Origin of the sequence: Labedella populi (assembly GCF_004078655.1) — a bacterium.
Lineage (GTDB): Bacteria > Actinomycetota > Actinomycetes > Actinomycetales > Microbacteriaceae > Labedella > Labedella populi.
The window spans coordinates 1,077,166-1,091,571 of the sequence record NZ_RZNC01000001.1 but is presented as its reverse complement, the minus strand read 5'-3'; the positions used below and the strand labels follow the sequence as shown (position 1 = coordinate 1,091,571).

Here is a 14,406-nt window from a genome sequence, read left to right as displayed (position 1 = left end):
GTCCCCTCGTTGCTGCTGTCCGTCGTGCTGCTGTCCGTCGTGCTGCCATCGCTCGCGCTGCCATCGCTCGCGCTGTCGTCGCTCGTGCTGTCGTCGCTCGCGCTGCCCTCGCGCGGGCTGCCCTCATCGTCGCCGTCGTCGCGGCCGTCCATGCTCACGGGTGGGAGAGCCGACCACGGGAACGTGATCCACCGGTCCGTCTTCCGCCACTCGAAGTCCGGCACGTGCAGGGTGCGCGGCTTCGTGTACAAGGCGACCGTGCGCACGTCGGCCCCGTAGCTCGCGAGCAGGTCGACGACGAGTGCGAGCGTGCGCCCGGAATCCGACACGTCGTCCGCGAGCAGCACCCTCTTGCCGCCGAGGGCCGGTGCGTCGAGCATCGGGGGCAGCAGCACGGGCTCGGGGAGCGTCTCGTCGACGTCGGTGTAGAACTCGACGTTGATCGATCCGCACATCTTCGTGCCGAGCGCGTAGGAGATGGCGCCGGCGAGCGGAAGACCGCCGCGCGCGATCGCGACGACGAGGTCCGGGGCGAAGCCGCTCCGACGCACCGCGCGGGCGAGGTCCCGCGCAGCCTCGCCGAATGCGTCCCAGCTGAGGACCTCACGCTCCGGCTCACCCGTCACGGTCTCGGCGCTCAGGACGTCACCGTGCGCGACATCGGGGCTCACGACTTCGCTCGCAGTTCGCCGCGGGCGACCTTGTGGGGAGCCGCCTGGGCGACGGGCTTCACGGTGATCGAGTCGAGGTCGACGTGCGGCGGCAGCTCGGCCGCGTGAACGATGACCTCGGCGACGTCCTCGGCGACGAGCGGCGCCGGCACGTTGTCGTAGACGGCATCGGCCTTCGCCTGATCGCCCCCGAAGCGCTTGAGAGAGAACTCTTCCGTCCGCACCATGCCGGGTGCGACCTCGACGACGCGGATGGGCTCGCCGTTGAGCTCGAGCCGGAGTACCTCGAGCACGGCGCGCTGCGCGTGCTTCGTCGCGTTGTACCCGCCGCCGCCCTCGTAGGCGCGATGCCCGGCGATCGACGTGACACCCACGATCGTCGCGGTACCGCCGTCGTGCGTCGAGGCGCGCAGCGACGGCAGCAGGGCGGCGATCATGCGCTGCGTGCCGATCACGTTGACCTCGAACATCTGCCGCCAGTCGTCGGGCGACGCCGACTCCACGGCATCGAGGCCGATCGCGCCGCCGGCGTTGCAGACGAGGACGTCGGCACCGCCGAGCGCCTCGACCGCCGCTCGGACACGCTCCACGTCCTCCGCGACGGTCACATCGGCGACCACCGTGTGCGCGCCGGTCTCCGCCGCGAGTTCGGCGAGCCGGTCCTCACGGCGGGCGACGCCCACGACGTCCCACCCGTGCTGCCGGAACAGGGCAGCAGTGGCCCGTCCGATCCCCGAACTCGCTCCCGTGACCACCGCTCGTCTCACCGTCATGCCTCCAGGGTATGGGCTGGCGGAGGGGTACCGCTGACGGGGTTGCGTCACGCCGTCTCCCCGGTCCGCCTCGCGGGGTTACGTCGTGTTGCTCCGCTCGTTGTCGACGACTGGGCAGAGGCCTACTCTCGACCTACGCCGCACCGGCGCCCCGACCCCGCACGACCACCCACGCAAGGGAGAAACCCATGAGCGACACGACTCCGGACTGGCAGTTCGAGACGAAACAGATCCACTCGGGTGCCCAGCCGGACCCCGTCACGAACGCCCGCGCGACGCCGATCTACCAGACCACGAGCTACGTCTTCAACGATGCGGACCACGCCAAGAACCTCTTCGCCCTCGCGGAGTTCGGCAACATCTACACGCGCATCCAGAACCCCACGCAAGACGTCGTCGAGCAGCGCATCGCCGCGCTCGAGGGGGGCACCGGAGCCCTCCTCCTCGCGTCGGGTCAGGCCGCCGAGACGGCTGCGATCCTCAACATCGCGCAAGCGGGCGACCACATCGTCTCGAGCTCGTCGATCTACGGCGGCACGTACAACCTGTTCAAGTACACGCTCGCGAAACTCGGAATCGAGACGACGTTCGTGGAGAACCAGGACGATGCGGACGAGTGGCGCCGCGCCGTCCGCCCGAACACGAAGCTGTTCTTCGCCGAGACGATCGGCAACCCGAAGATCAACATCCTCGACATCTCGCTCGTCGCCGACGTCGCGCACGCATCGGGAGTGCCGCTCATCGTCGACAACACGATCGCGACGCCGTATCTCATCCGCCCGTTCGAGCACGGCGCCGACATCATCGTGCACTCGGCGACGAAGTTCCTCGGCGGTCACGGCACCGTCATCGGCGGCGCGATCGTCGACGGCGGCACCTTCGAGTGGTCGAAGAACGTGGAGAAGTTCCCGGGCCTCACCGAGCCCGACCCGTCGTACCACGGCGCGAGCTACACGACGGCGGTCGGCGACGCCCTCGCCTACATCATCAAGGCGCGCGTCCAGGTGCTCCGTGACCTCGGTGCCGCGATCTCCCCGAACAGCGCGTGGCTCCTCATCCAGGGCATCGAGACGCTCAGTCTCCGCATCGAGCGCCACGTCCAGAACGCCCAGGAGATCGCGGAGTGGCTCGACGCGCACCCCGACGTCGCCTCCGTGAACTACTCGGGTCTGCCCTCGAGCCCGTGGTACGCCGCGGCGAACCGGTACGCGCCGAAGGGCGTCGGCGCCGTGCTGTCGTTCGAGCTCAAGGGCGGCGTCGACGCCGGCCGCACGCTCGTCAACAGCCTCACGTTGTTCTCGCACCTCGCGAACATCGGCGACGTCCGCTCACTCGTCATCCACCCCGCGTCGACGACGCACTCGCAGCTCACCCCCGAGCAGCAGCTCACGGCGGGCGTCACGCCCGGTCTCGTGCGCCTCTCGGTCGGGCTCGAGAACATCGGCGATCTCAAGGCCGACCTCGACCAGGCGTTCGCCGCCGCCCGTTCCGTCGTGGAGGCAGCCCGCGCCTGACGCACCGCCCCTCCAGACCCGTGAGGTGTCACCTTTCGTCGCTCTGAGCACCGCCAGAGCGACCGGAGGTGACACCTCACGGATGGGTGAGGGGGTGTAACAAAAGACGGGAGGGTTCGCGGGGTCGGGGAGGATGGGGGGATGGACTGGCAGACCCCCGAGGACACGATCCCGTCGCGCATCGTGACCGACGCCGACCTGCAGAGCCTTCTCGGTCGCCCACCCGCGACGGGCGCCTGGCGGGACGGCGACCCGCCAGCGAACCGACGCTTCGCGAATCTCGGTCCGCTCGATCTCGAGTTCGGCGGTCATCTCCCCCACGTCCGACTCGCCTTCGAAACCTGGGGAGAGCTCTCCCCCGCCCGCGACAACGCCGTGCTCATCACCCACGCACTCACGGGCGACTCCCACGCGCGCGGTGACGCCGGCCCCGGTCAACCCACCGCCGGCTGGTGGGAGCGCATCGTGGGCCCCGGACTCGCCGTCGACACGGACCGTTGGTTCGTCGTCGTCCCCAACATGCTCGGGGGGTGCCAGGGATCGACGGGCCCCGCGTCCTTCGCCCCCGACGGCCGCGAATGGGGGGCGCGCTTCCCCTCGGTGAGCGTGCGCGACCAGGTCACGGCGCAAGCGCTGCTCGCCGACTCCCTCGGGATCGACTCCTGGGCGGCTGTCATCGGAGGCTCGATGGGCGGCATGCACGCGCTCGAATGGGCCGTCGGGCGGCCGGAACGCGTCGAGCGCGTCGCGATCCTCGCGTCGCCGCCGGTCACGACGGCGGACCAGATCGCACTCAACTCCGTGCAACTCGAGGCCGTTCGGATGGACCCGGCATGGAACGGCGGGCGCTACTACGACGCCGGTGACGGCGGCGGCCCCCACCGCGGGCTCGCCCTCGCCCGCCGCATGGCGCTCCTGCAGTACCGCAGCCCGACGGAGCTCAACGACCGCTTCGGCCGCCGCTGGCAGTCGGGGATCGACCCCCTCGCGGACGGCGGTCGCTTCGCGATCTCCTCCTACCTCGACTTCCACGGCAACAAGTTCACCCGCCGCTTCGACGCGAACAGCTACATCACCCTCGTCGAAGCCATGAACTCCCACGACATCGGTCGTGGCCGCGGGTCCGTCGAGGAGGCGCTCGCTCGCGTCACCGCGCGGGCGCTCATCGTCGGCATCGACTCGGACCGGCTCTTCCCCGTCGAGGGTCAGCGCCGGATCGCGGCCGGGATCCCCACCAACATCGACGGGGACGAGCCGACCGTCATCTCCTCGGAGTTCGGGCACGACGGGTTCCTCATCGAGTTCGACGTCCTCTCCCGTCACCTCGACCGCATCTTCGCGGCCTGAGCGACCACGACGACAGCCCACGACCGCAGCACGACCGGGTCGGCGGTCCCGTCGCCATCACCCACGCGTGTCGCGGGCGTGACGGCCTCACACGTGCCCCGTAAACTTGGCGCACGGTCATGGGGGCACGGCCGACGGGGAGTACCAGGAAGGGTCGGCATGAGCGTGTGGCGCGGCACCGACGCCTCCGATCCTGCGCGGCGGCAGTTCGAATCCGTCGACCGCTTCTCCATCCAGCAGAGCCACCTCGCGTACCGCATGGCGCGCACCTTCGGTTTCAGCGGTGTCCTCGGCGCGGCGATCGCCCTCAGCATCCCGGGTGCTGCATCGCTCCCCGAGTACCTCTGGAGCATCGCCTCGCTCGCGCTGCTCGCGGTGACGCACGTGCTCCTCGCCCGCCACCCGCACGGCCTCGCGGTCGTCGCGGTCTACGCGGCGGGCATCGTCTGCCTCGCCACGGTCGGCATCGCGACGGGTCCGACCCCGAACGCCTCGGCGTCCGCCGCCCTTGTGATGATCGCCGGATGGGGTGTCGGCTGCATCGGCGCCGTCCTGTCCTCCACGTGGGCGCAAGTGATCCTGCTCGCCTACGGAGTCATCACGACCGCGACGATCACGACGCTGCTCGAGGCGGACCTCGGTGAGGAGCCCGCGCTCTCCGCCCCCGTGCTCGTCGGCCTCGGCTGGGCCGTGACGACCGTCTTCGGGCTGTGGCTCACGCGAGCGAGTCCGCGGGTGATGCGGCGGATCTCGAGCATCGGCTACACCTACCTCATCGAGCGGCGCGCGAGCGAGGCGGAAGCGCAGCGCCATCGAGACGCGCGGCTCCTGCACGACACCGCGCTCGCGACGTTGACCCTCCTCGCGCACGGCGGACGCGGTGTCGACGAGGCGGCCATGCGCGACCAGGCCGTCTCGGATCGCGACCTGCTCCGCCGCCTCCGGGAAGGCGAGAGCCCCGCGCCGCGCTCCTCCGGCGCGTACACCCTCACCCACACGGCGGAGCTCCAACTGAACGGAACGCTCGAGGCCGTGAAGGCCCGGTTCGCGAGTTCCGGCCTCGACGTCGCGTGGCACGGCTCCGGCCAGCTCGGACTCGAGCATGCGCGGCTCGAGGCCTTCATCCTCGCCCTCACCGAGTGCGTCGAGAACGTCCGACGCCACGCCGGCGTCGACGAGGCCCACGTGACCCTGAGCGACGACGGCACGGTCGTCCGGGGCGTCGTGACCGACGCGGGTGCCGGATTCGACCCCGACGCCGTCGGGCGGTCGAGTCTCGGCTTCCAGCAGTCGGTCATCGCGCGCGTCCAGGACATCGGAGGCACCGTCCGGGTGTTCTCGGCGCCGGGGGCCGGAACGACGGTCGTGCTCGAGGTCCCGAAATGAGCGGCTACGCGGGCGGACCGGACCCCTCGGCCGGTCTCGAGTGGCAGACCGATCGCGTACGGCGGGCGGGACTGCGCGAGACGTCGCTCCTCACCCTCAATACGTCGCAACTCGGCGTCGGCCTCGGTCTCGCCGGTGGTCTCCTCTTCCTGCACGCCCTCTGGCGGTTCCTCGACCACGTCGAGGATTTCCCCCGGCTCATGCTCAACATCGCGTCCTGGGCGATCCTCCTCGTGACCGTCGTGCTCGTGGTGGTCGCGTTGCGGGCGGCCGGCTTCATCTTCTCGACCGTGCTGTTCTGGTCGATGGTCCTGAGCCTCACCGTCGCCGCGGTCCTCGATTTCGCCGCGGTCTGGCAGGTCGTGGACGACGGCGTGTACCCGACGTCGGCGATCGCCGTGGGGGCCGTGCTGCTCGGCGCCTCGTCGCTCCGACCCGCCCGGGAGATCGTCATGGCCTCGACCATCCTCGGGGTGGGACTCCTCCTCGGCGTCCTCGTGCCCGGTCCCGGGCACGACCAGCTCGGACCGCTCCTCCTGCTGCTCGTGCTCGCGATCGTGCCGCCGCTGCTCGCGGCGTCGATCCTCGGAGAGTACCGCCGTCACATCCTCCTCGCCCTCGACCGAGTGCTCACGCAGAGCGCGATCAGCGCCCCGGTCGTGCTCACGGCCGGCATGCTCGGGAGCGCGGAACTCGCCGAACTCGATCACGAGGTGGAGGAACTCTTCGACGACGTCGCGTCCGGACGTGAGCCGCTGCCGCTGAGTCCGGAACGCGCGGACCAGGCGAGCGCCCTCGCGACCGAACTCCGCCGTCACCTGGTCGCCGGCCACCAGGACACGTGGCTCTCGCACGCGGTCAGCGAGTCGGAGTTCCTGAGCGACCATGTGACGATCGACGACCCGAACGGCCTCTCGGCGCGGCTCGACCAGCTGCAGCGGGACGGTCTCCTCTCCGGCCTGTGGATGCTCATGTCGAGCGCCGCCCGCATGCCCGCGACGGCTCGCGTGAGCTTCGTCGAGCGCCGCGACCAGCCGCGCTCGGACTCGCGCCGCGTCCTCATCGCGCTCGATGTCGACGGCATCAGCCGCTCGCGCGTGGAGGCGATCACGTGGGCGGCGCTGCGCCGTGTCGGTCGCTACACCGATACGGCGACGCCGCTCGGACTGCGCGTCGACATCGAGACCGAGGTCCCGCTTGCGAGTGACCAGCCGCGCTGAACAGTAGAATCCAGGGAAGAGTTCAGGGAGATCGTATGAGCATCCACACCGGCAACATCCGCCTGGCCATCGTCGACGACCACAAGATGTTGCTCGGGGCACTCACGGAATGGATCCGCGGAGCCGCGGATGACATCAGCATGGTCGCGGCGGTCGCGACCTGGCCGGAGTTGCTCACACACCCCGAATTCCCCGTCGACGTCGTGCTCCTCGACCTCGACCTCAAGGACAACATCCCCGTCGTCCTCAAGATATCGACGCTCAAGACCACGGGCGTGAAGACGGTGCTCATGAGCACCTACTCCGACCCGAAGTTCGTACGCGAAGCCCTCGCCGCCGGCGCCCACGGCTACCTCGTGAAGAGCGAGGACGCCTCGATGATCGTGCAGGCGATCCGCGCCGCGCACCGTGGGCAGATGTTCGTCTCCGACGAACTCGACCTCGCGCTCAACTCGGAGCCCAACGATGCGCCGAAGCTCAGCGCGCAGGAGCGACGCGTCATGGCGCTCTACGCAGCGGGCGAACCGGTGAAGTCGGTCGCCTACGAGCTGAGCATCTCCGAGGAGACGGCCAAGTCCTACCTCAAGCGCATCCGCGAGAAGTACCGTTCGAGCGGATTCGACGTCGGCACGAAGGTCGCGCTGCGCAAGCGCGCGATCCTCGACGGCATCATCATCGAGTAGAGCGCAGCACCCCGCGTCGCTCGAGCGTGTAGCCGAGAGCGGCGATGAGGATGCCGACGACGGTCAGTCCCATGCCGACGACGGCGGGAGACGAGTAGCCGAGGGCGGCCGCGATCGCGACACCGCCGAAGTACGCGCCGAGCGCGTTGCCGACGTTGAGCGCGGAGTGGATGAGGCCCGCGGCGATCGCCTGGCTGTCGCCCGCGACGTCCATGAGGCGCGTCTGGATCGTCGGGCCGAGGCCTTGCGCGGCGAACCCGATCGCGAAGGTGAACAGGAACAGCGTCACCGGCCACTGCGCCGTGAGCGCGAAGCCGCCGAGAGCGACGAGCATGAGCAGGGCGAAGCCGAAGAGGCTGCGCATGACGCTCCAGTCGGCGAGGCGACCCCCGACGAGGTTCCCGACGGTCATCCCGAGACCGACGGTCGCGAGCACCCACGGGACGGCGCCGGCCGGGAGCCCGGTGAGCTCGGTCGTGATCGGCGAGAGGTACGTGTAGACGGCGAAGAGCCCGCCGAGCACGATGCACCCGGTGAGGAGGGCGAACCAGACGCGACCGTTCCGGAACACGGTGAGTTCGCGCCGCATCGTCTGCCCGGGAGACCCGTCGACGCGCGGCACCGCCACCCACACCGAGACCGTCGCGAGCGCGAAGACCGCGGCGACGAGCACGAAGGCGACGCGCCACCCGAACGCCTGCCCGACGAGGGTCGCGAGGGGGACACCGATGACGTTCGCGATCGTGAGCCCCGCCATGGCGAGCGCGACGCCCCGCGCCCGCTTCCCGGGACCCATGAGCTGCGCGGCGACGAGGGCCGCGATGCCGAAGTACGCACCGTGCGGGATGCCGGCGAGGAAGCGGAAGAGCAGGATGAGCTCGAACGTCGGCGCGAGGGCTGCCGCGAGGTTCGTGACCGTGAACGCGACCGCGAGGACGACGAGCACCCGGTCGCGACGGAACCGGGCGATGACGGCGTTGATCGTGGGAGCGCCCACCACGACCCCGAGCGCATAGGCCGAGATCAGGAGGCCCGCGTGCGCGTTGGCGCGTTCCGGATCGCTGACCGCGAGCGCCGGGAACAGGTCGGTGGCGATCTGCGGAAGCAGCCCCATCGCGGCGAACTCCGTCGTGCCGATGCCGAAACCGCCGACGGCGAGCGCGAGCAGGGCAAGACGAATGCGGGCCGAGGACGTCGTCGTCGGCCCGTGGGTCACGGAGGGCATCGTCCCAGTGTACGGCCGGAGGGGCGCCGCTCGAATCGATTCGAACGGCGGAGCGGCCGCGGGTCAGCCCTCGTCGATGGCCTTCTCGAGTCGCTCGAGCTTCGCGTCGAGCTCTCCCGAGTAGCCGGGCCGGATGTCCGCCTTGAGAACGAGGGAGACGCGCGAACCGAACGGGGCGACGGCCTCGGTCGCGCGCTTCACGACATCCATGACGGTGTCCCAATCGGGACCCTCGATCTCGGTGAACATCGACGTCGTCCGGTTCGGCAGCCCCGACTCACGGACCACGGTGACGGCCGCGGCGACGGCGTCGTGCACGGAATCGGTGGAGTTCGAGCCGCCGGAGGGAGCGACGGAGAAGGCGACGAGCATGATGGTGTCCTTTCGGTGGAGAGGATGGGTCGGTCAGGGATGGTGCGCGGCGAGTTCGTCGCGCACGACCGCCGGTGGCCGTCGAGTGGGCGCTGCGCGCCGCGCCCTCACGAGTTCGACGACGCACCAGCCGAGGAGGACGAGGTACCCGACGTTCCGCACCGTGAGAACGACGACCATGGGCGGCCACGCCCAGAGCAGCATCCAATACAGGTACGGATAGACGACGTGCGTGAGCGCCCCGAGCCCGAGCGCGAGCGCGGCGGGAACGAGAAAGCGGCGCCCCTGCCAGGCGAGGCCCAACACGACGGGAGCGATGAGCCACGTCAGGTACTGCGGCGACCCCACCTTGTTGACCGCGATGAGCACGAGCACGAGCGCAAGGGACAGCGACGGAAGCACCCGGATCGTCGACGCGCCCGCGCGGACGGCCGCAGCACCGAGCAGCGCGACGGCGAGGACCACGACGACGAGCAGCGGCGTCATGAGGGCGATCACGACGTCGATCCCGGAACCGGCGACCTGATACGTCAGAATCGCCTGGTCGTAGTAGATCGATGCGCTCTCGACGCCCATCGCCGTCTGCCACACATAGAACAGGCTCACGGGCGCCTCGAGCTGGAGCCCACGACCGGACTGCTCCCCGAGAAAGCTGAAGACGTGCGCCGAGCCACCGAGCGCGAACGCGAGGAAGACGACGCCGAACGAGAACACGGCGGATGCGACGACCACGCGCCAGCGCGACCGTAGGGCGAGCACAGCGGCGACGAGGATCGCCGCCGGCCACACCTTCATCCACGTCGCGACGGCGAGGAGGATCGACGCCGCCGTCGGGCGCCGCATCACGATGAGGACCGCGACGACCGCGAGCGGCACCGTGACCGAGTCGATGCGGCCGAGCGAAATGGGGCCGAGGAGGGCGATGAACGCGAGCCACCACCACGCGGCACCGCCCCGGCGGCGACTCGACCCGTCACCGACGAGGATCGCGAAGGCGACGGCGTCGAGCACCGTCATGAGCACGAGCCACGCCTCCGCGTAGACCGATTCGCCCGCGACGAGCGCGAGTTGCATGGGGACGTGCGCGAGCAGCGGGTAGACCCAATCGAGGTCGATCCCGACGACGGGGGATCCCGAGGCGAGCTGGATCGACCAGGGCCGGTAGACGAGTGTGACGTCGCCGAGCGGGAGGCCGGGGGCGGCGAGGCACAACCAGGCGAGGCCTGCATGGATCACCAGGAACGCGATCCACAGTCCGACGCGAGCCCTCACGGCACCCATCCTAGGCGGAGCGCCCGTCCGACCCCGCCGCCCCTCCCCATCCCCTCGACGGGCCGGGTCAGTACCCGGAGAACGCGTCGGTGCGGACGCGTCGGGCGGTTGGACGCAGCCGGCGGCGGAGGTCGTCGACGAACGCAGGGGGGCCGGATACGTAGACGTCTCGCTCGGCGAGGTCGGGCACGGCCCGGCGCACCGTCTCCGCGTCGACCCGTTCCGGTCCGATCCAGCGCCAACCGTCCGGCACGGTGTCCGGCTCGACGCGGCTCGAGACGAGCACACGGATCCCGGCGAATTCATCCGCGTACACGATGTCGCGGGGATCGGAGACGGCGTAGACGAGCACGATGTCTCGATTCCGTCCCCTCGCCCGCTCCTCCCGGATCTGGCTCACGAAGGGAGTGATCCCAATGCCCGCGGCGACGAGGGCCAGCTTCCGGTCGCCGTCCTCCGGCAGGACGAAATCCCCCGCGACGACGGTCGCACGGATCGTGTCTCCCGTGACGAGTTCGAGCAGCGCGCGCTTCGCGGAGCTCGCGGGCTCGGGCACGCGAAAGGCGACGCGCACCTCGCGACCGTCGCTCGGCGCCGACACGACGCTGAAGGTGCGGCGGACTCCCTTCCGGTCACCCGTCCGATGCGGGACGTGCAACTCGACGTACTGCCCGGCACGGAAACGCACGGGTGCTGCGGCATCGAAGACGAGCTCGTGCACGTCGCCGCCGAGGCGACGCGCCTCCCGCGTCGTGAGCGCGACACCGCGGCGCTGGCCGACGAGGAAGGCGAGCAGATTCCCCACGAGCAGGGCGAGCTCCGGCGACGAGTAGACCGGCCCGACGTGGTAGGGCAGCGCGAAGAGCACTCCCGTGACGACGGCGACGACGAGCTGCTGCCACCGCCGCGGGGCGAGTGTCAGCGGCTCCGTGAGCATGAAGGCCGCGAAGAAGACGGCGGCCGTCGAGAGGAGCGGCGTCGTGAGGGCGGACGGGACCGCCATGCCGTTCGTGAGCAGCGTCGGGATCATGACGGCGCACACGGCCGCGACGAAGAGTACCGCCATGCCGACCTTGCGCACACGCCAGACAACGACGCCGCCGGCGACGAGGACGAACCAGAAGAGCGACTCGCTCCCGACCCACCAGTAGCTCACGCCGAGCCCCGTGAGCGTCGCGACGAAGGCTCCGATCGCCGCGGGGTTGAACACGTGGCGCCCGCGGATCACGAGCACGTACTTCGACACGGCCGCAACCGTCGCGGCGACCGCGACGGCGGCGAGGTCGCCGAGTTCCGTCCCCGGCTTCATGATGAAGAAGAGCAGGAGTCCCGTGATGAACGCGGACTCGTCGTGAGGCGTCACGCGGAGGAGCGGTGCGGCGATCCGGTTCACGAGCCACGACAGGCCCACGGCGATCCCACCCGTCACGAGCAGTTCGAGCGGCGTGAAGAACAGGACGCCGACGGCGGACAGGACGACGGCGATCGCCGCGAGCGCGGCGAGGAGGATGAGGACGAGCCGGTACATGGGCACGCGCCCGATGCGTGCGTCGATCGCTCGGATCATGAGAAGAGCTCCCCGGGGAAGTCACGGTGCCGCTCGCTCCGGCCGTCGCTGAACATGCGCACCCCGAGGGCGCCCGTCACTGCGCGGACCTCGGCGGGCGAGGAGAAGAAGAGGGCCGTCGCTGCGGCGTCGGCGACGACGGCGGTCGGAGCGATCGCCCAGGTCGCGACGACCGACTCGACCGGACGGCCCGTGAGACCGTCGATCACGTGGTGGAGTCCGTCACCCCACGATCGCCGATTCGTCGCGGACGCGCAGAGAGCACCGTCGACGACCTCGACGACGCCGATCGCGCGGCGCGGATCGAACGGGTGCTCGAGGGCGACGCGCTCGGAGCGTCGACCCGAGACGCGCAGGTCACCGGAAGCGTCGACCGTCGCGTCGTGCAGTCCGTGATCCCCGAGCACCCCCAGCACGAGGTCGACGAGCAGGCCCTTCCCGGCGGCACCGACGTCGAGGAGAACGGGAGCCGATGTCGAGAGGACATCACCGTCGAGACGCGCGACGGCATCCCAGTCCGGCACCGCGGCGACGGCATCCGGGGTGGAGCGACCGAGGCGAGCGCCGGGGCCGCCTCCGTAGCCGAGTCCCTCGAGAGCGGAACCGACGAACGGGGAGACGCGCCCTCCCGTGAGCTCGTACACGCACCGATAGAGCGCGAGAAGAGCGGGCCCCTCGGGCGGCAGCGCCCATTCCCCGGCGCTCCGCGCGATCTCCGCGACGAGCGAGTCGTCGCGGAACCGCGACCATGCTCCGTCGAACACCGCGATCCGCTCGATGACCGCGTCGCGCGCCATGTCGCCGAGGGGCTCGTCCGTGTCGATGCGCCAGGGGACCCCGATGGCGTCGATGGTGAGGACACCCAGCGGCGCAGCGGAGCCGACCGGGGAGGCCTCGGCGAGGAGGTCAGCTCGCGGCATCGCTCTTGATCGTCTCGATCGCACTCATGAAACCGCCGCTCGTGAGCGAGGACCCGGCGACCTTCGAGACCTCGAGGTCGTCGATGTCCTTCCCGACGACCTCGGCCTCGATGTTGTCGATGAACTCACCCTGGTAGCGCTGCGTGTTGGGGCTCCCGCCACTGCCCTCGACCTCGAGCGCCGAGACGGCCCCGTCCTCGAGCATGACGGTCACGGTGACGGACTCCTGACCACCCGGGGTCGCGTAGTCGCCCTCTGCGGTGTACTCCCCGTCGGCGTACGACGCGCTCGAACCCGGTGCGGCGCTCGAGCCCTCGGCGGCCGAGCCCGTGTCGGTGTCCTCGACGGCACCAGTCGAGTCCGCGCTGCACGCCGCGAGTCCTCCGATCACCGCGATCCCCGCGAGGGCCGCTCCCGCGTTCCGTCGTGTCCGTGCGCGCATGATGGCTCCCTGTCGTCGATGGGTGTTCGTTGTCGTCGATGTGCGTTCGTTCCCGTCGACGCTACGGATGACCGGTAGCCTCCGGCTTTCCCAGAGCTGTGAGAAGGCTGTGAGCGGGACGCTCGTTCACGAGAGCAAGCGCGCGATCGTCGTGGGAAGCGCTTCCGCGACGTCGAGCGCCGCGATCGGTCCCCCGCCCGACGCGCTCGCCGCCGCGAGGGCGTGGAGGAGGGAACCGGCGGCGGCGGACTCCGCGAGTTCGACGGTCGAGCCGATGCGTCCAGCGGAGCCGGCGATCACCGCTCCGAGGACACCGGCGAGCACGTCCCCCGTTCCCGCCGTCGACAGCCACGGCGTCGCCTCGGGCAACCGGATCAGGCGCCCGCCGGGCTCCGCCACGACGGTCCGGGAACCCTTGAGGAGCACGACGGCGCCCGTGTCCGCGGCGGCGCGGCGGGCCCACCCGTCACGATCGCGCGAGAGCGCGTCCGCGTCGACCTCGGTCCCCCGAGCAGCGAGCAACCGCCGGAGCTCGCCCGCGTGCGGGGTCAGCACCGCGAGACCGTCGACTCGGCCGGGGACGGCCGGGAGCGCGCCGGCATCGATGACGACGGGAACACCGTCCTCGAGCGCGTGCCGGAAGTCGGCCGTGCGCTCCTCCCCCGGTTCCTCGCCGTCGACGCCCGATCCGATGAGCCACGCCTGGACCCGGCCGATCCCCCGCACGACCTCCGGTCGGCGCTGGAGCACGAGGTGCGCGACGGCGTCCGGCCCGACGTATCGGACCATGCCGGCCCCCGCGCGCACCGCCGCGTCGACGCCCAGCACCGCGGCCCCCGGGTACCGCTCGGAGCCCGTCGCCATCCCGACCACGCCGCGGGAGTACTTGTCGTCCTCAGCCGTCGGGCGCCGCAGCCAGCGCACGGCATCGTCGTTTGTCCAGTCCGTCTCCTCGATCATCCGTTCACGATAGGTTGATTCGGGTCGCGGGAGCACCCCCTCGCGGGTGACGCG

Annotated in this window: 13 protein-coding genes and 1 pseudogene; 5 read left to right on the top strand and 9 right to left on the bottom strand. The window is 70.6% G+C overall.

What is annotated here, in order from left to right; genetic code table 11:
* Nucleotides 1–152: 152 nt before the first annotated feature.
* Nucleotides 153–641: pseudogene (locus ELQ92_RS05170) on the bottom strand (phosphoribosyltransferase); the annotation flags it as partial.
* 26 nt (nt 642–667) lie between these two features.
* Nucleotides 668–1,444 carry an SDR family oxidoreductase gene (locus ELQ92_RS05165; protein WP_128497859.1) on the bottom strand — a complete coding sequence of 259 codons (777 nt, stop codon included), beginning with the start codon at nt 1,442–1,444 and terminating at the stop codon, nt 668–670.
* A 188-nt stretch (nt 1,445–1,632) separates the two neighbouring features.
* Here ELQ92_RS05165 and ELQ92_RS05160 point away from each other — a divergent pair, with 188 nt between their 5' ends.
* From ELQ92_RS05160 to ELQ92_RS05140, 5 genes are all read left to right on the top strand, one after another.
* The gene (locus tag ELQ92_RS05160) at nt 1,633–2,958 is read left to right on the top strand and encodes a bifunctional o-acetylhomoserine/o-acetylserine sulfhydrylase (RefSeq protein ID WP_128497858.1); all 1,326 of its coding nucleotides are present in this window, start codon (nt 1,633–1,635) and stop codon (nt 2,956–2,958) included.
* Between the two features lie 141 nt (nt 2,959–3,099).
* Nucleotides 3,100–4,305, top strand: coding sequence for a homoserine O-acetyltransferase MetX (gene metX / locus ELQ92_RS05155; RefSeq protein ID WP_128497857.1), 1,206 nt, complete (start codon nt 3,100–3,102; stop codon nt 4,303–4,305).
* A gap of 159 nt (nt 4,306–4,464) precedes the next feature.
* Complete coding sequence (locus tag ELQ92_RS05150; RefSeq protein ID WP_128497856.1) at nt 4,465–5,691, top strand: sensor histidine kinase; 1,227 nt, start codon at nt 4,465–4,467, stop codon at nt 5,689–5,691.
* A complete protein-coding gene (locus tag ELQ92_RS05145) occupies nt 5,688–6,911 on the top strand; it encodes a hypothetical protein (protein WP_128497855.1) in 1,224 nt (407 codons plus the stop codon). Before ELQ92_RS05150 ends, ELQ92_RS05145 begins: the two co-directional genes overlap by 4 nt.
* 35 nt (nt 6,912–6,946) lie before the next feature.
* The gene (locus tag ELQ92_RS05140) at nt 6,947–7,594 is read left to right on the top strand and encodes a response regulator (protein ID WP_128497854.1); all 648 of its coding nucleotides are present in this window, start codon (nt 6,947–6,949) and stop codon (nt 7,592–7,594) included.
* Here ELQ92_RS05140 and ELQ92_RS05135 read toward each other — a convergent pair.
* The 7 genes from ELQ92_RS05135 to ELQ92_RS05105 form a co-directional block, all read right to left on the bottom strand.
* Complete coding sequence (locus tag ELQ92_RS05135; RefSeq protein ID WP_128497853.1) at nt 7,584–8,819, bottom strand: MFS transporter; 1,236 nt, start codon at nt 8,817–8,819, stop codon at nt 7,584–7,586. The two genes, ELQ92_RS05140 and ELQ92_RS05135, sit on opposite strands and share 11 nt — an antisense overlap.
* Before the next feature lie 63 nt (nt 8,820–8,882).
* Nucleotides 8,883–9,191 (bottom strand): thiamine-binding protein, encoded by a 309-nt coding sequence (locus tag ELQ92_RS05130; RefSeq protein WP_128497852.1) that lies wholly within the window; start codon nt 9,189–9,191, stop codon nt 8,883–8,885.
* Nucleotides 9,192–9,224: 33 nt separating this feature from the next.
* Nucleotides 9,225–10,472: a glycosyltransferase 87 family protein gene (locus ELQ92_RS05125; protein ID WP_128497851.1), complete on the bottom strand. Its 1,248-nt coding sequence runs from the start codon at nt 10,470–10,472 to the stop codon at nt 9,225–9,227.
* A 58-nt stretch (nt 10,473–10,530) separates the two neighbouring features.
* Nucleotides 10,531–12,030 (bottom strand): oxidoreductase, encoded by a 1,500-nt coding sequence (locus tag ELQ92_RS05120; RefSeq protein ID WP_128497850.1) that lies wholly within the window; start codon nt 12,028–12,030, stop codon nt 10,531–10,533.
* Nucleotides 12,027–12,950, bottom strand: a complete 924-nt coding sequence (locus tag ELQ92_RS05115) for an FAD:protein FMN transferase (RefSeq protein ID WP_128497849.1) — start codon at nt 12,948–12,950, stop codon at nt 12,027–12,029. Before ELQ92_RS05115 ends, ELQ92_RS05120 begins: the two co-directional genes overlap by 4 nt.
* On the bottom strand, nt 12,937–13,392 hold the full coding sequence (locus ELQ92_RS05110) for a hypothetical protein (RefSeq protein WP_128497848.1): 456 nt from the start codon (nt 13,390–13,392) through the stop codon (nt 12,937–12,939). The genes ELQ92_RS05115 and ELQ92_RS05110 overlap by 14 nt, the downstream gene beginning before the upstream one ends.
* Nucleotides 13,393–13,518: 126 nt before the next feature.
* A complete protein-coding gene (locus ELQ92_RS05105; RefSeq protein WP_128497847.1) occupies nt 13,519–14,352 on the bottom strand; it encodes an ADP-dependent NAD(P)H-hydrate dehydratase in 834 nt (277 codons plus the stop codon).
* Between the last annotated feature and the right edge of the window lie 54 nt (nt 14,353–14,406).